Origin of the sequence: Chitinophaga solisilvae (assembly GCF_009928525.1) — a bacterium.
In the GTDB taxonomy this organism is placed as follows: Bacteria; Bacteroidota; Bacteroidia; order Chitinophagales; family Chitinophagaceae; genus Chitinophaga; species Chitinophaga solisilvae.
In genome coordinates this window covers 85,398-105,601 of record NZ_JAABOK010000005.1, presented here as the reverse complement: position 1 = coordinate 105,601, position 20,204 = coordinate 85,398, and the positions used below count along the sequence as shown (strand labels likewise).

Sequence of the window (20,204 nt, the reverse complement as noted above, 5' to 3'; positions counted from 1 at the left end):
GGTTATGAATTTGGTTGGATTGTTATCTCAAATAGCCGCATCAGTTCTGCGCCTTTTATTGCTTCCGGCTGAATCGTAATGTCATATTCCCCTGCGGGCAGCGAAACCTGCTGCAAAGTGCCGGTAATTATCTGTTGTTTGCCGGCAGCCGGATTTACGGTACCGGTTATTACGTTATCGCCTATACGAATTTTGTAAGTACCGCCGGAGTTGGCGTCCACGGCATACTTAATACCAATCTGATAAGTGGCAGCAGCCGTGGTACGTACCTTCCAGCTGATATACTGACCGGTATTCTTCCACCCGAAAACATAATATGCAGGTTGCTTTCCGTCGCCGTACTGAAGTCCTTTCCCGTGCAGGGTGCCGTCAAAAGCCAGCAGCCGGTTGCCGCCACCGCCGGAGGAAAGTACACGTACGCTGTCTGCCTGTATATCATCCATCTCCAGTACAATCACGCTGTTACTGCTATCAGGCGCTGCTTTGGGCAGGGTAACCGTAATATCCCTATCGTTCACGCGTGTAACCGGCAGTACTTTTTTGCCAGCCAGCAGATAAGCCTTGTTCACTTTACTTTTCAGGCCGCCTATGTATAACGGGGATGCCCATTGGAAAACATGCAGATAGAGCTTATTTCCCTTGCGGGTACTTTCGCCCCAGGGTTGCGGTGGCAGCGGCGATGCGGTGGTACCATAAATGCTTTCCCCATTACGCTGCATCCAGGCGCCGATTCCGTGAAGGATCACCGTATCCCGCGGATCAATGGAGCCATCGCCTTCAGGCCCTATATTCATCAGCAAATTGCCACCTCTGGCAGCCGCTTTTGCCATCAGGCGGATAAAAAAGGAAGCTGGCTTGTGACTGCTGTCTGTCTTTGAATACCCATAACTTTCATTGGTAGTAGGAATCGCTTCCCAGTCGCCGGTAACAGGATAGAACTCCGCCGGTCTGTCGGCAGTATTCTTATAGTCCCCGAAGGAAATGTTGCCGGAGCGTGCCAGCCGGCCGTTTACCACCACCTTTTTATCTGTTTCCCGTATTGCCTGCAGGATACGTATGTTCTCGCTCAGGGGTAGCTTATGCGGCGTATCAAACCATAATATATCAGGATGATAACGCATTAATAACTCCCGTATCTGTGGGATGGCCTTTTCGTTCACATACCTCACTGCTTTGGGAAGCAGCTCCGGATGGACATTGTACCAGGTTGCGCCACCATGCAGGTTTCTATCGCCGCCCGGATTATCATAATCCCAGTCGTTGCCTGGTGCATCGGGATGCTCCCAGTCGAAGGCATGGGAATAATAGAAGCCGAAACGGATACCATATTTTTTACACGCGGCAGATAATGCAGCCATAGGGTCCTGGTGGAAAGGCGCGGCCGCTATACTGTAATCACCTATGTTGGTAGGATACATGGCTACACCATCGTGATGTTTGGCGGTGATGATGAGGTAGCGCATACCGGCGGCTTTTATCATACGTACCCATGCGTCTGCATCAAAATGCTCCGGGTTGAATCCTTTAATCAGGCGGGATGCATACTCACTGCGGCTGATTTTCTCTTTACGCATGAGATGTTCAGCATAGCCTTCTACCTTTTTACCATTCCATTCCCCGCCGGGTACGGAGTATACGCCCCAGTGAATGAAGCAGCCGAAACGGGCTTCCCGCCACCAGGCGATGCGGGCATCATGATCCTTCATGGAAGCATCCCACCAGCCATGCACGGCATTATCGATGGCCGTTTTATCACGGTCAGCGGCTTTTTGTGCCTGAACGCCATCGTCATCCCCCTTCACCTGTGCAGATGCCGAGAAGTACATAACGCTGACGGCTATACTCAGAATCAGTTTCTTCATATTTATTTTATATCGTAGGTTTTCCCGGCAGTAGTCGGCACATCGTATTCATATACTGCTTTCAGCGCTACGGAAGCCAGTTTGCCCTGATCCTTCACTACCGTTTTTACCGGCAGCGGCAAAGGATAAAATGCATTGGTATTTTTTCCGGAAGCTGCCGCCGGCGCTTCACTGTTTACCATAACGGTGCGGGCTGTACGAATACGGCAGTTACCTCCCAGTGAAGACGTTATCCGGGCGTGTGTGAGCTGTCCGTTTTTCCATACAATATCTACTTCAAATCCACCGCGCGCCTTCAGACCTTTTACGCTGCCGGAAGGCCATATATCAGGCAGTGCCGGCAACAGGTGCAATACGCCGTCGTGGCTCTGCAGCAGCATTTCAGCAATCCCGGAGGTAACGCCAAAGTTTCCGTCTATCTGGAAAGGCGGATGTGCATCGAAGAGATTGGGGTAAGAACCTCCGCTGTTATCGGCCACACTTACCTCCTGCCCGCCGGCCAGGAACAGCTGCTTATTCAGCATGGTCCAGGCATGGTTACCGTCTTCCAGGCGTGCCCACCAGTTGATCTTCCATGATTTGGACCAGCCGGTACCGCCATCGCCACGCAGCAGCAAACTACGTTTAGCCGCTCCCGATAGAATGCTGTCTCTTCTGGGATTAATGAAGTTACCCGGAAACAGGCCATACACGTGAGATACGTGACGGTGTGTATCTTTAGGATCGTCCCAGTCCTTATACCACTCCTGCAATTGTCCGTATTGTCCGGCATGGAAAGGATACATATCTTTCATCTTCTCCCGGATACGTGTCACCAGTGCAGCATCCTGTCCCAGTGTTTCAGCGGCACGGATGGTATTGGTAAACAGGTCATGAATGATAGACAAGTCCATGGTGGAAGCTATGCTCACAGAGCCTTCCCGCTTACCGTTGATAAGAAAGTTATTTTCGGGAGAAGTGGAAGGATTGGTTACCCACTGACCGTTTGCATCTTTTATCAGCCAGTCCAGCATAAATTCGGCGGCGCCTTTCAGGTCGGGATAACTGGCTGCGAGCATGGCTTTATCTCCGGTAAAAAGATAGTGTTCCCACAGGTGACGCGTCAGCCATGCTCCGCCCATTGGCCATATGGCCCATTTGGGATTACCGTTGGGATCGCCGTAGTCAAAGCCGCCAACGGGGTTGGTCATGGCCCAGATGTCTGTATTATGATGGGCTGTCCAGCCGTTAGCGCCGTAATTAACGGCAGCGGTTACACGTCCGCGTTTAGCCATTTTGCGGATAAAGTCGAACAGGGGCTGTCCGCATTCCGACAGGTTAGCGGTTTCGGACGGCCAGTAGTTCATTTCAGTGTTGATGTTAATGGTATAGTTAGAGCCCCATGGCGGCTGCATTTCCTTGTTCCATAAGCCTTGCAGCGTCAGCGCGGGGCCACCTTTGCGGGAGCCGGCAATCATCAGGTACCGTCCGTACTGAAAGAGCAGGGTTGTCAGCTGCGGATCGCGGTTGCCGCCGGCCCTGGTATATGCTTTCAACCGTTCATCTGTAGGCAGCTGTTCACCGCCGTCTGTTCCCAGGTTCAGTTGTACTCTGCTGAACAGTTGCCGGTGATCCGCCAGGTGCGCCTGTAATAATGTTTCGTAGCTGGCGGCCTGTACTTTCTTCAAAGGAGCTGTGGCAGCGGTTGCCGGGTTACCAGCCCAGTCATCCGGACTTTTATAGCTGGTACCTGCTGATACCAGCAGTATAGCGGTAGAAGCGCCGGAGATACGGATACCGGCTGTATCCGCGGTGATTTTTCCGCCGGTGGTACGTGCATCCACATGTACTTCGTAATTGATACCTTTTTCGCCGTATACGATTTGTTTCGGCTCATAGGGCCGGTTGGCCACATATTCCGGACAGCGGCCCTTCATCACGATATAGTGATTATTCACCGCTTTATTCACATGCGGCATGGGATTGGCAAAGCTGGTACGGAAGTGTAGTGCGCCGGGCTTGCTGGCCGTATAACGAATCACCAGCAGCTGTGCGGGATAGCTGGCAAATACCTCGCGCGTATAGTCGATACCGTTAGCCGTGTATTTCACGCTGCTGACACCTTTCGTCAGATTCAATTCCCGTGTGTAACCGGTGGCCTCCTGCGGAATATCGTTTTCAATAAAAAGGCTTCCCAGCGTGAGATAGCGGGCACTGTAAGTACCCATCATCTTTTTCGCCAGCTTGTCGGCCTCCATATATTTTTCTTCAAACAGCAGCTGCCGCATCTGTGGCAGTGTCGTCTTTGCCAGCGGGTTATCGCCGTCGCGCGGTGTGCCGGACCACAGGAAGCCTTCATTCAGCTGCAGTTCTTCTTTCTGTACGCCGCCGAAAACCATGGCTCCGATACGGCCGTTACCCACGGGAAGCGCTTCCACCCACTGTTTCGCAGGCTGACGGTACCAGAGCCGCAACAGCGAATCTTCCGGTGCTGCGGCATTTGCCTGCCAGGACATTAGCACCAATCCAAAACCTAAAACATATTTTATCATCGGGCATTTATTTTATTATTGATGAGAGATCATGAGCGCGCCTGTTTCCAATCCTTTGCCGGCAGCGCCTACTACGCTGTTCGGGTTTTCTCTGTCCGGCCGCACCAGTATAGATGCCTGTCCGTTTGCCAGTTGCACCACGCGGGAACCACCGGCAGTACCCAGATTGTCCAGCAGCCGGCCATCGCCGGCGAGAGAAAATTCGATGCGGTTGGCGGCATCCAGGCATAACACCCCTTTTTCATCCACAGCCTTTACAAGGATACGTAACGTACCTGCTTCATGCCAGCTGGTATCCAGCGTCAGCAGCAGCTTTCGCGGGGCCGACCATGAAGCGGTCTGGTATTGCCAGGTGAGTTCATCGGTAACGGTCTGCTTACCGTTACGCGCTACTACCCTGATATGATTTGCACCTTCATTCAGCGACGCCTGCCAACGAAGACCAGCTGCCGGAAAGTCCTGGCTGTTACGTTTCTTCACGCCCTGGCTTTTGCCGTTCACAAACAGTTCTGCTTCCGGGCAATTGGAGTATACGCGTATTTCCTTTGCTTCTCCGGCACTACCCCAACGCACCGGCCAGTTGTGGCCGTAAATATGTGCTACCGGCGTTTTCAGCCAGTACGACTGAAACACGTAATAGATTTCCTTCGGGGTAAGATCACGCGCCACAATACCTTTCTGGTTTACATAAGGCACCGGGTTTTCGGGGCGCAGCGGTGTGGAAAAATCCTTGAATACCCAATAGGCGGAGCCTGTGAGTTGCGGCATGGTTTCCTGTTCCTTCAGATGCCAGTCTACCAGGTTCACAGCGTACGACTCGGACCAGTCGCCATCTTTGGATGCACGGGCGTTTCCGCCAGTGAGGGCAAAATCCCCGCTGCGTTCATCCGCACCTTTTCCGGTGGCCACCTGCCTGATAAATTGCTCCGGGGCTTCTGCAAACCGGCCCTGATGGCTGTCCGCTCCCCATTCTGCATGAAAGAAGTGCGGTACTTTCGCAATTTCGTTTATGCTTTCCTGTTTGTATTCTGTATAACGGCCGCGGTACCAGCCGGCCCATATAGAAGGAGAATAAACGTCTACAATATCTTTACAGAAATCGCATCTGCGGATGGTAGTTTTCCGGGTACTATCCTGCTGGTGTGCCATGGTATTGAGCTCCGACATAAATGTGCGGATCTGTTGTTTATCAAATTCAGGAAAATCACCAGGCCAGTCATTTTCATTTCCCAGCCCCCAGAGGATAACAGCGGGATGATTCCGGTGCTGGCTAATCATGCTGGTCAGCATATTACGGGCCTGTTGCCTGTAGGTTTCGCCGCCGAGGCCGCCCCTGCACCAGGGTATTTCTTCCCATACCAGTATACCGAGACTGTCGCACAGCTGCAATACGATGCGTGATTGCTGGTAATGTCCCAGGCGAATGAAGTTCGCACCCATGTTTTTGATAAGCGTCATTTCCCGGCGGATCATATCTTCCGTCATGGCAGCAGCTACTGCCGCATGATCTTCATGGCGGTGCGTGCCCTGCAGCAGGAGGCGTTTGCCGTTGAGCAGGAAAGGGCCGTGTTCCACAAATTCAAAATGGCGGAATCCGGTATGACCGCTCCATTCAGCGACGCCGGCTGAAGAGGTAAGCCTGGCCTGTACAGTATAGAGCTGTGGCATTTCCGGCGACCATAATGCAGGCTTTTTTATGGAGATGTCTGTCAGATGCTGTTCACCGGAACGGATCTGTATATCCTGGCGTATTTCCTTTATGACCTGCTGCTTCGGATCCAGCAGGCGTAGTTCCAGCGTGGCCGTTGTAACCTGTGCAGGATTGCGGAAGGAAGCGCTGACAGCGAGGGCGCCGTTCTTTCCCGCAGCATCTGTTACCGCCTGCAGCTGTATATTATCGAAAGATAACAGTGGCGCATAAACGAGATTAACGTAGCGGTATAAGCCGCCGTATACGTTAAAGTCCGACATGCTGGAAGGAATCATTTCCAGGTCGCGGCTGTTATCACAGCGCACAGACACCGGCACCTTTCCTTTGAAACGCTTTGCTTCCGGGCTTTTAAGGAATGCCTGCACGGCATCTGTAATATCGGCAGTCCATTCATCATAGCCACCGGTGTGAGTAGTTATTTTCGTCGTGTATACGTAGACGGTAGTTTTCTGTCCGGCTCCTTCAAAATGCAGGAGTGTACGGCCCTGCTGATAAGGATTTTTAATATCGAGCAGGGTTCTGTACCATCCGGGGCCCTGGTAGTAGTTTTCGGAGGGCTCTGCCGCATCGCGGGCATTGAAGCAATGCGGAAGGGTAATGGTTGTCCACAACGGCACTGATTCGGGGCTGCCTTCAGCCGCGGGCCTTACAGCCTCCCATATACCTCCGAGGTCGCTTCTCAGAAACTCCCATTGCTGCGTAATGCGCACAGATTGCTGAGCTCCGGCATGATAGCAGGCCAGCACTCCGCAGAGCAGCATCCACAAAAATCCAGTTCTTTTCATATATCCGTTTACGATTTTTTTCTGGCTGTTAATATCTGTAATTCGTTGCCTGCCAGCAGGAAAGCACCGACAGCGTATGCCTGTGATGCTTCCGGCGGGAAGGCATAGGGTGCTGCGCCACCCGGCTGCACATGTTCCAGGATACCTTGTGTATTCACGGTTTGCACCAATGCTTGCCAGGCGCGGAGGGCAGCGGGCAGGTATTCCTTTTCCGGCAGCCAGCCGCTGTTGATACCCTTTAATAAGGCATAGCAGAACATGGCAGAGCCGCTGGTTTCCTGCTGCGGGAAATCTTCCGGTGCAAGGAGACTCATGGGCCACAGGCCGTCTTGTAGTTGCAGCGGCGTAATTTTCGCGGCGAGGGCGCGGAAAAGTGATTTAAAAGTGCTGGTAGCTGTTCCTTTCGCCGGAAGATAATCTATCATGCGGGCAATGCCGCTGATGACCCATCCGTTGCCTCGGCTCCAGTATATCGGCTGACCGTTGCCGGCTTTCTTTTCAAAGAAATTTTTATCCCGGAAGAACAGGGTATCTTTTTTATCCTGTAAAAAAGATACAGCATCCAGGTATTGCCTGTACATGAAGCGGCTGTATTTTTTATCCCCGGTGATGGCGCTGAGGCGTATCCAGGCCGGAGGCGCCATGTATAGCGCATCGCACCAGTGCCAGTCATCACGCCCGGAGATGGTATCAGCTGCCAGGATAGAGTCCAGGCGTGCTTTTGCGGGCGCCAGCATTTCTGGTTGCTGCAGGATCGCGTACAGGTCGAAATATGTTTGCGTACAGAGGAGGTCGTCGGCATGCCGGAAGCGGGAAGCGGGTTTCCATTCATTTTGTGCTGACCATGCTACGGCGGCGTTCAGGTATTTTTTATCGCCGGTTGCGTGATAGCAGGCGATCAGTCCGGGGTAAAAGGAAGATGGTATCCAGCTGTTGAGGCGGTTGCGTTGCCAGTTATCTGCGTAATGAGGTGCGCGTAGTTCCTGGTCGCATACAGTGCGCATAACGGAGAGGATGGCTTGTTTCTCAGGAAGTTGTGCCAGGGCTGTTTCCGGCACCATGCAATGGATTGCATAAAACAGGCAGAAAGTGAGCAGATATTTTATGTACAGTTGCATAGTGTTTTGGTTGCCGGTTAGATGTTGTTTAGTAATTGCGGGCAGGGGGCCTTTGCTGCGGCGGGTCCTGCGCATGTCTGTTCATAACGTTTATTGCGGAGCGGCTATGCTGCATTTGGCTGTAACCCTTATCCACAAAGTATATCTGATGATGACACCTGTTTCATAACGTGTTGCTGGCGGAAGGTATCATTATCGACAGTGAAAGTTATGCAAACGGTTGCATAAGCATCGCTATTATTTTGCCTTTTATCGGTGTTTTTTTGCGGCGGCGGACGCAGGTGGCCGGGCCGCTCAGGAGTGGCGGTCAATACATTTTTGACTATATGACTGTTTAATGATTGCTGCTAATTGTTTGGCTGTTGGCTGTTAGTTTCTAAGCTGTGAGGCTGACAATGTTACTATCAGTTTTCATACTGGCAATTGGCAGTCAGGACCGTTGGCAATCTTTCCGCAAAAATTTATTTCAGCATTTCGAACAGGCAGAGCAAGGGCTTTCCGGGATTAAACCAGCTGCTCTTTCATTGCTTTTACAATGGCATTGGAACGGGAATTCACATCCAGTTTGCGATAAATATTCATGATATGGGAGCGTACAGTACCTACACTGATGTGGCAGTGCTCAGCAATCTGTTTGTACGTGTCTCCATTCACGAGGCATCGCAGTATTTCTTTTTCGCGCGGAGAGAGTCCGTAAGGGTCACCAGCCGTGGTCACCTTCTGCTCTCTGCGGAAAAAGGCCAATACTTTGTTCACTGCCACCATATTTGATTGCAGTGCTGTTTCATACACCTGCGAAATAAATTCCGACAAGGAAACGGGTGGTATACGTTCCACCTCATAGCCTTCATCCTGCACCGGCAACTCTTTCAGTGATTCGCCTTTCTCATTCAGGGTCAGCAGAATCACGTTGATGTCAGGATAGGCAGCTTTAACGATGCTCGCAGCTTCAATCGCAGTCAATCCAGGTATCTCTATATCCATAAAAACCAGGTTACAGATATCTTTAGCTAATTGTTGTAACTCTTTTGATGATTCGCTATGCAATGCCGCAACCTCATAAACATCCCCTTCTCCCAAATGACCAGCATTTATAGGCCGCAATTTTTTCATATTATTCTTTTTGGGTTATGTATATTTCGCATGAAAATCTTCCATTTTTAACCGCAAGTCAGGAAGCTGGTATGGCTGAATAATTGTATAATGGAATGTTCACACGGTTTCCATACCCCAAACAAATTTGAAACAATTACAAGCAGCAGTCAATCGGATAACTATATGGTTTTTCAATAAATACTAATATACAATTTGTTTTATATTAAAGTTATGGTTATATCATAATGGCATGATCTCTATATACTTCGGGGATTAACAAAAATGCAATACGCTAAATATCAACTAGTTGAAAGTCGGCACTTCTCTAATTTCTATCAAATTATATTTAATTATATATGTCATAATTGTACCTTACCGGCATTTCTACGACCGTTTCCTTTCACTCCGGTTAAATCATCTCCCAAATCCTGACGGTACTTTTCCGCTATCAATAACAACGCTTTCATCTCCTCCGGAAACTGTTGCTGTACATCCAGGGTTTCACCCGGATCCCGGCGCAGATCATACAATGCCATCCCCACCGGCACATCCGGCGTAGCACCCGGAAAACCATCGTACCCCGGCAGATTCAGCTTATAGGTACGCCCCTTGTGTGGCAGTACCAGCTTCCACGGCCCTTTACGGATCGCCTCCAGGCTATTTACTCCATAATATACGGCCAGTTCGTCCCGCGGGTTTGCGTCCGGCTGATTGAATAACAAGCTCTTTACATCCACCCCGTCTATTTTCCGTTGTGGCAGCTTCGCGCCGCATATACCCGCCACCGTAGGCAACAGATCTATCGTAGCCGCCATCTTATTACACACAGCGCCGGCAGGCACCTTCCCCGGCCACCGGATAATACAGGGCACCCGGATACCACCCTCCCACGTAGATCCTTTGCCTTCCCGCAATCCGCCGGTATTACCGGCATGATTACCGTAAGAAAGCCACGGACCATTGTCACTGGTAAATATCACCAGCGTATTGTCTGTCAGCCCGTTTTCTTCCAGCGTCCTCATTACCTCTCCCACTGACCAGTCCACTTCACTGATCATATCCCCGAACAGGCCATCACCGCTCTTTCCTTCGAACTTTCCGGAAACAGCAATAGGCACGTGCGGCATACTATGCGCCATATATAAGAAGAAAGGCTCTTTTTTATGCTTTCTGATAAAACGACAGGCACGCGATGTGTACAAAGTAGTCAGCTGCGCCTGATCATCCAGCGTCCTGATAAATTTCACCGGCTTATCCCCTTCTATCAAAGGCAACAGCGGATACTTAGCCCGCGGATGCCTGGAGGTATCGGCATAAGGCGCCCCATCGTAATGTACCGGCCACATATCATTGGAATAAGGCAGCCCCAGGTATTCATCAAACCCATGCTGCAACGGCAGCCAGGGCGCTTTACTTCCAAGATGCCACTTACCTACCATCCCGGTTGCATATCCCTCCTGTTTCAGAATACCTGCAATCGTCTGCTCAGTGGTATCCAGCGCTATCGGTGCTGAAGGCCACAATGCCCCATGAATACCCACACGGTTCGGGTAACAGCCTGTCAGCAACGCCGCTCTTGACGCAGAACACACCGGCTGCGCCACATAAAAATAAGTAAAGCGCATCCCCTGTGTTGCCAGCCGGTCAATATTAGGCGTCTGCCACGGAGATCCCGCATAACACGACAAATCCCCATATCCCATATCATCCATGAAAATAATGATGACATTAGGCCGCTCCTCCGGCGGCGCAGCAGCTGCCACCATAAATCCCGCCTGTAAGCATAATACCAGTGCTAAACGCTGTAAATACCACATAGTATAAAAATATACATCTTCCTGAATTTTTTATTAAAAAATTGCGAATTACGAATTGTGAATCATTTTATTATTTTATTATTTGAGATTTACCTAAAAGCGAAGACCTGAGCGGAATAATCTGCTCAGGTCTTCGCTTTTAGGTAAATCTCAAATAATAAAATAATAAAATGACCCGTAATTATTCCAGCACAAGTTCTACCACCGGAATTTCCACATCCGGCTTACGCACTGGCACATCCAGGGTCAGCGCATTTTTTTCGCCGTCTCTCATTTTAATTTCGGAGCCATCGTGGAGGAATTGTGCGTATTTCACCTTTCCTTTCAGACCTGGCAGGTCAATACGTTGCAGCGGATAGTCCAGGAGGTGTACATAAAGCCGTCTGGTGGCCGGATTATAGGTCAGCAGCGTATTATCAGGACGTTGGATGCCGGCAGGCGCTTCGGTGCAGCCATAAATGGAACGGCCGTTTACTTTCATCCAGTCACCCATGCCCTGCAGCCTGTCCTGTGCACGTGTATCAAACAAACCCCTTGAAGTAGGGCCTACGTTCAGCAGCAGGTTACCGCCCTTGCTGACAGATTCTATCAGTAATACCAGCAGTTGTTTGTTATCTTTCCAGCTGGTTTCATCACGATAGTAGCCCCAGGAGCCAGAGAAGGTCTGGCAGGTTTCCCAATTGATACGTTTGCCGTTACGGGTAGGCCATTCTGCTACTTTATACTGTTCCGGCGTAACAAAATCTCCGCCATCTTCATACTCGTTCAGGTCCAGGCGGTCGTTGATAATGATGCCGGGCTGCAGCTTACGCACCAGTTTAATGACTTCCAGGGAGTTCCAGTCTTCATGCCCCTTTCCGTTCTCGCCGGGATAGGAAAAGTCTGTCCAGAGAATATCGATTTTACCGTAGTTGGTCATCAGCTCTTTCAGCTGATTCTGCAGGTAGGTACGGTATTTTGCCATATCGCGGCCTTTGTTGAGCTTTTCATATTCCTTCGGATCGCTGACACGCTGCGGATGTACCCTGTCGATCGTGAAATCAGGATGATGCCAGTCAATCAGGGAATAATAGAACCCTATCTTCAGTCCTTCTGCACGGAAGGCATCTACCCATTCTTTAATCAGGTCCTTTTTAATGGCGGTATTAGTCGCTTTATAGTCGGTATATTTTGAGTCAAACAGACAAAAACCTTCGTGGTGTTTGGTAGTGATAACGGCGTATTTCATACCGGCAGCTTTGGCCATACGCGCCCACTCTTTGGGGTTGTAGAGGTCCGGATTGAAATTATCGAAGTACTTCTGATAATCGTTGTTTGTCAGCCGTTCATTATGCTTCACCCATTCGTGGCGGGCAGGCAGGGAATAGAGTCCCCAGTGAATGAACATCCCGAAGCGGTCGTTTACCCACCAGGCAAGACGTTGTTCCTTCTGCGCGGCGGTTTCATTAAAAATCTTCTTTTCCTGCGCCTGCGTATTCAGCAGGAATAGCAGCAGGGTAAGCGTGCAAAGTGTAATTCTCTTCATAGCATCTGCGTATTTATATCGGTTTGATTTACGGTTCAATAACAAGCCAGGTATATCCTGCTGCGGGTATATTTACTTTCACATGCGCCTGGAAGGAACGGTCAAGGCTATACGATTTTAAAGGGCCTTCTTTTTCCCGGATGCGGGCGGTGGCAGTAAGACCACTGTAATAGAGGGGCAGGTCAATTTCTCTGGTCACCTCCTGTTGCGTGGGGTTATACAGCATTACCAGTCCGCGTTGCGGCAGTGTGGCGCTTACGTGCATAATACCATCCCAGTCCCGGCCATCGGCGCGGCGCAGGTGGATGATGTCTGTATTCAGGATTTCACGGTATTTTTTGTACCAGGAGATCACTTTGCTCACGGTCTGCTGCGTACTAACGGTGTCGTATAAACGTGGTCCCCGGTAACAGGCCTGTACGCCTGCACCGTAATACTGCATCATCAGTTGTTCATATGCGTCCAGGTGGTCTTTCAGCGGCTCCAGTGTGGCTGCGGCGCCACCGCCCTGGTACTGACTGAGCGGCACAAATCCCCAGCTCATGGCAGGTGTTTTTTCCCAGAGGCCATCAAAGATATTCTGCCGGTTCAGGATCAGCTGTTCTGCCCTGGGGAGGGAGAAGTTCACTTCCCGGTAGCCGAGTCCTATTTTATGGGTGCCGTCGAGAAAGTACCAGTCAGGAGCATTGATGTAAACGCCTTTTGCATTCAGGTAGTGATACAGTTCTTTTTGCAGCAGCATCTGTTTCCACTGGGAATCGTCTTTGCCGGTATGACCGGGATGTGTGACGGAGGCGCATACATCGCCGGGATACGGACCGTCGTTCTCGAAAATATCGAAGCCGGTGCCGGTGATGAAGTATTTGATTTTAGCCAGGTAGCTGAGGCCCCATTTGCTGCCGAGGCAGGGCGCATTTTCAAAGAAAGCGCCGCCGGGCTTGCCGGTAGCGGGGTTAATGACATCGTCTTCATCACTGATACGCCTGCTGGAAAACAGGGAATATCCACCCAGCCATACCTTTCTGCTATGCGCATAATCTGCCAGCGCCTTGTATTTTGCGATATTGGCAGCGCTGGTATCTTCCATATTGAGGCCGCTGCCGAAGCTGAGAATAACGCCTTCGTAGCCGGTGGCGGCGCATTGATCAATGATATTCTTCACCTTTACTGGATCTGTGCTGATGAGGTGCATGAAGATGGGGTTCTGCGTGGTCCACGGCGCTATGGTACGATACATGCGGCGTTTGGCCAGCCCGTTTCGTTCACGGTCATAGCTGTCCAGCAGCAACTCATAGGTGCGGATAGAGGTGAAATGTTCACCTGCCTGCAGGGTAATGCCTATCGGAACATGCGGGTGTACTTCCAGCAGGCAGGGTGTCTGCAGGTTATAGTTCACCTGGGAGGTATAGCTGCTGTCTGCTTTCCAGTGGGTGGTCTGATCGCTGAGATCTGCTTTCATGGCGTTATTGAAGGCATAGTTACTTTCAATGTAAAGACCATGAGGTGTTTTCATCTGTCGGGTACTGCCTACCACGGCAGATTCTTCTTCCGGTGTGGCCAGTATTTCGTTGACTACCTGCTGCAAAGCGATGGCTTTTCCGCTGTGGTTATCTATCTCCAGCCATTTGCACAGCAAGGGAATACCGTCATACAACTCATAATGTATTTTCACGTCGATGCCTGTCAGCTCCGCTGCCTGTGCGCGGTAGCTGAATACGAGGGACTTCCCGCCCGCCTGCTGTGTATTGCCATGCCAGCCTCTGGGACGCCATGCCAGAGGCGCTTCAAGCGGAGTTTGCTGATGCCCTGCGTATACGAAAGCTGATTTTGCGGCCGACAGCCCGTCAAGCCAGCCAGGCAACAGGTAAGCCTGCTGCGGCTGTCCTTCGGCGCCGCCTACCGTGTAGTCATGACCGTTAATAGTCAGCCGCGCCTCCGGCTTCACGGCTCTCAACAGTTGTTCTCCGCTGGTGAGGTTGCGGAAATCCGTGCATATCACGTTGGGGGATATACGAAAGCTACGGCTGGCCAGCCCGTTGGACAATACAATTTCCTTGTTTTTTTCTGTTACAGCCGCCTTGTACGGCTTGTTGCTGATCAGCCAGTCCGGTTGCTGAGCAACCGCCATCGTGGAATAAATAAAGGCTGCGGGAAGCAGCAGTATGCTGTTTTTTTTCATTGGTCACTAACAGTTTATTTCACTGGTTGTAATATTATTTTCCGCAGGCAGAATAATTCTTTCCTGTTCCCGGCTACGGGTCTGATGGTCAGGTTATGTTTGCCCGGTTCGCTGATATGCAGTATGCCCACTGCATGTTCAATAAACATCATTGGCTGATGGCTGTTGTTTGTGCCGGTGGCGAGCGACAGGAAGGGCAGCTGCTGGCCGGCCAACGTTACTACGCCCTGCTGGGAGGCGTTACCGGGCTCGCAGGCATAGTCCAGGACAACTTTATAGTCGCCGGCATCCTGTATGTCGAGTGGAAATACCAGCGCATCCGCAGGTTGTATCATACCGGCCGCGCAGTTGTCGTGCTTCCAGTCGCCGAAATAATGGGAGTAGGTAAACAGTTTATTGGTAGCAGCGCCGTTGTAGATGGCCCATACTGCAGGTACTTCCGCGCGTGGGTAATCACTGCTGACGGTCTGTGTACGCAGCTGAGAAAGATCCTGCTGCGTGCCGCTGTATTCCATTACAAGGACTGTATTGCGTGTATCCGGTAACGTTACCGGCAGCTGTATGGTGGTGGCTGCCGTAGATTGCTTCCAGGTGAGTGGCTGGCGGCTGCCCAGTATCTTCACGGATTTTACGCGGGCATTGATGCCGGGCACGCGCAGCTGTCTGCCGGCGGGCATTTCCCATACATGGAGATACAATTTTCCGGGTTTGCTGGTGGTGACACCCCAGGGTTGCGCGGGAATGAGGCCGTAGGTGGTACCGTAAATGCTTTCTCCGTAGATATCCAGCCAGCGGCCGGTGGCCTTCAGATAGGCGATGCTGTAGGCCGGCCATTTGCCGTTACCGTCGGGGCCCACGTTGAGCATGAGGTTGCCGCCTTTGGAAGCTACATTGGAGAGCAGGCGTATAATTTCTCCGGGAGATTTAAAATTGAGGTCATGTTCAATATACCCCCAGGAATCGTTATGGGTATAGATAGATTCCCATGCGCCGGGAATGGGTACCGGCGGCACTTCCGAGTCGCCGAAATCGCGGTAGTCGCCGAGGTTGTGCCCTACCCTGCTGCTGAAGAGGCAGGAAGGCTGCAGTATGCGCAGGCTGTCTATCATCTGCCGGGTTTGTTCCGGTGTAAGTCCGCCGGGCATATCAAACCATACCAGACCAAGCGGACCGTAGTTGGTAAGGAGTTCTTTCAGCTGCGGAACCGACTTGCTGCGATAGTATTGCTGGTAGTCTTTTTTGTCTTTGGGAAAGTCCCAGGTATTACCACCGCCGTCCGGTTCGTGCCAGTCCAGGAACTGGGAGTAATAGAATCCGAATGGTATACCTTTTTCGCGGCAGGCGCGGGAGAGGGCTTTCATGGGATCTTTTCCATACGGTGAAGCATCTACGATATCAAAGTCTGTTACTTTGGAGTCGTACATACTGAATCCTTCGTGATGTTTGGCGGTGATGACGAGGTACCTGACACCGGCATCTCTGGCTGTCTGCGCCCATTCTTCCGCGTTGAAGCCTTGTGGATTGAATGTTTTGGCGACTGCGGCGTATTCGCCGGCGGGGGCTTTGGCGCGGTTCATGAGCCATTCGCCGCTGCCGTAGTAGCTGCTGTCTTTCCAGCGGCCACCCAGTTTTGAGTAGAGGCCCCAGTGTATGAAGAGGCCGAATTTAGCGTCTCTGAACCATTTAAGACCGGGGTGTGTGGTATTGTTGCCGGCTGCTTTGGTCCACATATCGGGCATATCCTGTGCCTGTACGCACAGGCTGCCGAACAGGAGTAAAAGTAATAACGCGGATCTGTTAAACATAGGCTGGTATTTTAAAAGCAGCGATAAAAATTATGCATAAGCGGTGGTATCTGCAAGCAGCTGGAAAATGGTATCAGGGAAAGGGAAAATGATACAAGAAAGGGGCTGCCGGCAAACTCCTTCCGTCATTAACGAACAATTAACCAATTATACCGATTGTTATTTCTAATTTAGATGTGAGATTATAATTGTACAAGTGACAAGCGTAATTCAACTTATTTCGTTCTTTAAGATAACTATTAGGCTTTTAATATAGCATCTGCGGATTTTAATCTCCTGATTGCAGATGGCATGTGAATGTTTTTTCCGCCCTTGCTGCTTGTCACAGCAAGGGCTTTTTTGTGTCCTGCCGTGTTCGCTTTCTGCTAAAACAGCTGACAGGAAGACTCCTCCAGAAATCCCTACTGTACTATCTTTCCTGATTTTTCTGCTAAACATATTCTGTTAATCCCGTCTCTTTAAGATTTAATTAACCAATTCCGGGCAGATTGCCTTTAATATTACGCTGTTTATTCACCGCGTTACGAAAAAAACAAAACGTAGTTAATGCATACATCTAACAAATATCTCAGCTATGCCCCCACGGGCTTGTCCAGGCCGATGGGGTATTTTTCATCAATGGTTGACTAATTTTTCGAAAGTGCTTAGATCAAGTCCTTGGGTGATAAAGGATTTGATTTAATCATCATCTAGCTACTCAATGCCCCTGTGGTTTCCACTACGGGGGTTTATTGTAAAGCGTATATAGCATTTCTTTTCCCTCATGATAACTTCCATGCTGCTGTATTTCTTCTTTTTAGTGAATAATTATTCGCTTATATTTGTAAGGTGAAACTGAAAGATGACAGGAAATATGCCCTGATATTCAGGGCAGCACTCAAGCTGGTAGCTAAGAAAGGGCTTTCCGGCATTACTATGGGCGATATTTCCAAAGAAGCGGGCATTGCCACGGGAACCTTATATGTTTATTTCTCCGGAAAGGATGAACTGATCAACGCGCTGTTTGCCGCCTGCCGGGAAAGGTCGGTAGCCGTATCATTCAAGGGATATAATCCGCAACAGCCTTTCAAGCCGGCATTTAAGAACGTCTGGCTCAACATCCTCAAATACCGGCTGCAGCACTTCGAAGAAGTGATCTTCCTGGAACAATGCTACCACTCTCCGTACATCACCGCAGAAACCCGTGAAAAGGCACAACAGCTGGCCGCCCCCTTCTACGCACTCATTGCACGCGGACAGGCAGAACAGCTGTTGAAAAACATCGATTCCGCCATGTTGATTACCTTTATCATCGGCGCCATGAACGAACTGGTAAAACAGATCCATTACAGCGGTATTGCCCTCACCAGACCGAAAATAAATACCTCTTTCGAACTCTGCTGGGATGCCTTGAAAGCATAGTCTATAAATGAATATTTATTCACAATAAATACGTCTTATATGTCAGAAATAATGATCGCAGTTGACCTGAGCCCTTTCTCTGAAAGCGTGATCAGCACCGGTGTTGAGCTGGCCGGTCAAATGAATGCCGTAGTGACCCTGTTCACCGTGGTGGAAATAGGTATGGGACTGGGACTGCCGGAAGCAGGACCGGTATTTACAGATGATATTCCGGCAAGAGTGCGGGAGGCAGAAGAAATGCTGCAGACGTATAAGCGCAAGTACCCGGACGCCAGCATCGGCATTACCGTGACTACCGGCAACCCGAAAAATGAAACGCTGGACCGGGCACACAATGGCAGCACCTCTATTCTTGTAGTAGGCACCCATGGCCGTACCGGACTGAATCATATGCTGGTGGGCAGCACCGCGGAATACATCATCCGCCATGCACGTATACCCGTTCTCGTTGTGCCCTATAACAAGGAAGCACACTAACAACAATAACACTCAACAATCAATAACATCCGGTAACGGCCGTGGCTGTTGCCATATCCCGGCAATATGCCGGGATTTTTTTTTGTGCCCGATTTCATTATATTTATAATGAATTAATTAATGCTCCCGCCGTCGCCGGCATTTCCCCCTCCAGCAAACTTCTTCTGGTATCAGGTGTTTATTGTCTGTAACATCAATTCCCCAAACGCTCAAAATAATTATCCATGAAAAAACACTACTCCTTACCGCGCCTGCTATTGGCGTTGCTGCTGTTACTCGTTGCCCCGGCCACATTTGCGCAGCTGAAAATCGGTGATAATCCGGCTACTATCAACAAGGCATCTATCCTCGAACTGGAAAGCCTGCGGCAAGGTCTGCTGCTGCCCCGTATTCCTGATACAACCCTGGCCCCGCTCACCACCGCCCCGGATGGGATGATTATCTATTTTACCGGCAACCAGAGCCTGCTGGTACGCCGTGCCGGCTACTGGGCAAAACTGGCTGACAGCCTCACCATCTCCGGCAGCAGCTGGCAGCTGAAAGGCAACGCCGGTACCACCAGCGCCAATTATCTCGGAACATCCGACGGGCAGCCCCTGTCCATCCGTACCAACGGGGTGGAAGCCATCAATATCAGCGCCACCCAGACGGTAGCCCTGAAACAGGTGCCCGCCAGCACCTCCCTGGTCAGCGTACTCGTTATCGATCCGGCCAACGGCACTGTCAATAAACGGGACCTCTCTGCCGCCGCCTTCCTCGATGCGATCCGCACCCTCAACGGCGTAGCCAGACAAGGATTTACCATCCGGGCAGATACCGCCAATGCGGCCTACGGTGTTGCTACCAATGCGGCCGACAGTACCATCACCATGAACGTACCTATCGTAAACGGCACTACACAGAAAACAGGTTTGCTTACCTATGCAGACTGGGCTGCATTCAGCAATAAACAGAGAGCCCTCACCATCGGTGCTTTTATCACCACGCCCACCAATGCAAACGGGCTCACACTGGACAGCGCTACCGGTGTGCTGCACCTGGTCGCCGCTGATGTTAACAACCCCGGCGCCGTGTCTACCGCCGACCAGACTTTTGCCGGCGTTAAATCATTCCGCGACAGCGCCCACATCGGCGCAGGTCTGGGTGTTACCGGAGCGGTTACTGCCGGAAACGGATTAAAAGTAACTGCCGGCGGCGCTAACATCACCGGCCCCGTTACCCTCGCTACCGCCCCGCCTAACGTCAGCACTGCCGTTACCAGCGTTCTCTTCAGGAACCCTGCCACCGGCGCACTGGAAAACAGGCTGGTAGACTCTTCTGCCTTCTCTGCCGGCATCCGCTCCATCAACGGACAAACAGGTCCGGCTATATCATTTGCCACCGGCAAAAACGGTACAGATATCGGTATTGACAGCACTTCCACCACCAATAAAATAACCATCAACATACCCGACGCCAGCACAACCGCACGCGGTGTGGTAAACGATTCCACCCAGACATTTGCCGGTAATAAAACACTGCGCGACTCCATGTCCGTTGGTAAGACCGCGAATATCGGAGCGGTTACACGCGCTAATTCCACCCTGCAGGTAAGCGGCTCCATGTCCCTTAACATCAGATCTGTGAACAGCTCCGGCTCATTGACCGAAACAGATAATACCGTACTGGTAGATGCTTCCGGCAGTGCCGTTACCATTACGCTGCCGCCGGCGACCAATATCAGCGGCCGCGTATACACCATCAAAAAAACGGCCGGCAGCATTGACAACGGCGTTACGATCCAGCCTACCGGAGGACAGATAGAAGGCGGCAGCTCCTATATCATCTACAACAGTTACACCTTTGTTACCATTCAGACAGACGGCACCAACTGGTGGGTCATCAGAAAATAAATGGTA

The 20,204-nt window shown here is 50.9% G+C and carries 12 protein-coding genes; 3 read left to right on the top strand and 9 right to left on the bottom strand.

What is annotated here, in order from left to right; genetic code table 11:
- Positions 1-2: 2 nt before the first annotated feature.
- The 9 genes from GWG06_RS11260 to GWG06_RS11220 form a co-directional block, all read right to left on the bottom strand.
- Entirely contained in the window at positions 3-1,862 is a 1,860-nt protein-coding gene (locus tag GWG06_RS11260) for an alpha-L-fucosidase (protein WP_160713365.1), read from the bottom strand.
- A 2-nt stretch (positions 1,863-1,864) separates the two neighbouring features.
- Positions 1,865-4,393 carry a glycoside hydrolase family 95 protein gene (locus GWG06_RS11255; RefSeq protein WP_160713363.1) on the bottom strand — a complete coding sequence of 843 codons (2,529 nt, stop codon included), beginning with the start codon at positions 4,391-4,393 and terminating at the stop codon, positions 1,865-1,867.
- A 15-nt stretch (positions 4,394-4,408) separates the two neighbouring features.
- A complete protein-coding gene (locus tag GWG06_RS11250; RefSeq protein ID WP_160713361.1) occupies positions 4,409-6,889 on the bottom strand; it encodes a glycoside hydrolase family 2 protein in 2,481 nt (826 codons plus the stop codon).
- 8 nt (positions 6,890-6,897) lie between these two features.
- Positions 6,898-8,007 (bottom strand): glycoside hydrolase family 88/105 protein, encoded by a 1,110-nt coding sequence (locus GWG06_RS11245; protein ID WP_160713359.1) that lies wholly within the window; start codon positions 8,005-8,007, stop codon positions 6,898-6,900.
- A 504-nt stretch (positions 8,008-8,511) separates the two neighbouring features.
- Positions 8,512-8,991, bottom strand: coding sequence for a response regulator transcription factor (locus GWG06_RS11240; RefSeq protein ID WP_158631538.1), 480 nt, complete (start codon positions 8,989-8,991; stop codon positions 8,512-8,514).
- Positions 8,992-9,461: 470 nt separating this feature from the next.
- On the bottom strand, positions 9,462-10,919 hold the full coding sequence (locus tag GWG06_RS11235; RefSeq protein WP_160713357.1) for a sulfatase family protein: 1,458 nt from the start codon (positions 10,917-10,919) through the stop codon (positions 9,462-9,464).
- Positions 10,920-11,100: 181 nt separating this feature from the next.
- Entirely contained in the window at positions 11,101-12,444 is a 1,344-nt protein-coding gene (locus GWG06_RS11230) for an alpha-L-fucosidase (protein ID WP_160713355.1), read from the bottom strand.
- Positions 12,445-12,472: 28 nt separating this feature from the next.
- The gene (locus GWG06_RS11225; protein ID WP_160713353.1) at positions 12,473-14,623 is read right to left on the bottom strand and encodes an alpha-galactosidase; all 2,151 of its coding nucleotides are present in this window, start codon (positions 14,621-14,623) and stop codon (positions 12,473-12,475) included.
- Positions 14,624-14,637: 14 nt separating this feature from the next.
- Complete coding sequence (locus GWG06_RS11220) at positions 14,638-16,428, bottom strand: alpha-L-fucosidase (protein ID WP_160713351.1); 1,791 nt, start codon at positions 16,426-16,428, stop codon at positions 14,638-14,640.
- Between the two features lie 828 nt (positions 16,429-17,256).
- Between GWG06_RS11220 and GWG06_RS11215 the strand changes: the two genes are divergently transcribed.
- From GWG06_RS11215 to GWG06_RS11205, 3 genes are all read left to right on the top strand, one after another.
- Positions 17,257-17,829 (top strand): TetR/AcrR family transcriptional regulator, encoded by a 573-nt coding sequence (locus GWG06_RS11215; protein ID WP_160713349.1) that lies wholly within the window; start codon positions 17,257-17,259, stop codon positions 17,827-17,829.
- Positions 17,830-17,868: 39 nt separating this feature from the next.
- Entirely contained in the window at positions 17,869-18,306 is a 438-nt protein-coding gene (locus GWG06_RS11210) for a universal stress protein (RefSeq protein ID WP_160713347.1), read from the top strand.
- A 224-nt stretch (positions 18,307-18,530) separates the two neighbouring features.
- Positions 18,531-20,198 carry a hypothetical protein gene (locus tag GWG06_RS11205; RefSeq protein WP_160713345.1) on the top strand — a complete coding sequence of 556 codons (1,668 nt, stop codon included), beginning with the start codon at positions 18,531-18,533 and terminating at the stop codon, positions 20,196-20,198.
- Positions 20,199-20,204 lie beyond the last annotated feature (6 nt).

What these genes read in the sequence shown, in the direction of transcription:
- GWG06_RS11230 (WP_160713355.1), bottom strand. Translation starts at nt 12,444, where the DNA reads ATGAAGAGAATTACACTTTGCACGCTTACCCTGCTGCTATTCCTGCTG.
- GWG06_RS11255 (WP_160713363.1), bottom strand. Translation starts at nt 4,393, where the DNA reads ATGATAAAATATGTTTTAGGTTTTGGATTGGTGCTAATGTCCTGGCAG.
- GWG06_RS11225 (WP_160713353.1), bottom strand. Translation starts at nt 14,623, where the DNA reads ATGAAAAAAAACAGCATACTGCTGCTTCCCGCAGCCTTTATTTATTCC.
- GWG06_RS11235 (WP_160713357.1), bottom strand. Translation starts at nt 10,919, where the DNA reads ATGTGGTATTTACAGCGTTTAGCACTGGTATTATGCTTACAGGCGGGA.
- GWG06_RS11210 (WP_160713347.1), top strand. Translation starts at nt 17,869, where the DNA reads ATGTCAGAAATAATGATCGCAGTTGACCTGAGCCCTTTCTCTGAAAGC.
- GWG06_RS11245 (WP_160713359.1), bottom strand. Translation starts at nt 8,007, where the DNA reads ATGCAACTGTACATAAAATATCTGCTCACTTTCTGCCTGTTTTATGCA.
- GWG06_RS11220 (WP_160713351.1), bottom strand. Translation starts at nt 16,428, where the DNA reads ATGTTTAACAGATCCGCGTTATTACTTTTACTCCTGTTCGGCAGCCTG.
- GWG06_RS11240 (WP_158631538.1), bottom strand. Translation starts at nt 8,991, where the DNA reads ATGGATATAGAGATACCTGGATTGACTGCGATTGAAGCTGCGAGCATC.
- GWG06_RS11250 (WP_160713361.1), bottom strand. Translation starts at nt 6,889, where the DNA reads ATGAAAAGAACTGGATTTTTGTGGATGCTGCTCTGCGGAGTGCTGGCC.
- GWG06_RS11205 (WP_160713345.1), top strand. Translation starts at nt 18,531, where the DNA reads ATGAAAAAACACTACTCCTTACCGCGCCTGCTATTGGCGTTGCTGCTG.
- GWG06_RS11260 (WP_160713365.1), bottom strand. Translation starts at nt 1,862, where the DNA reads ATGAAGAAACTGATTCTGAGTATAGCCGTCAGCGTTATGTACTTCTCG.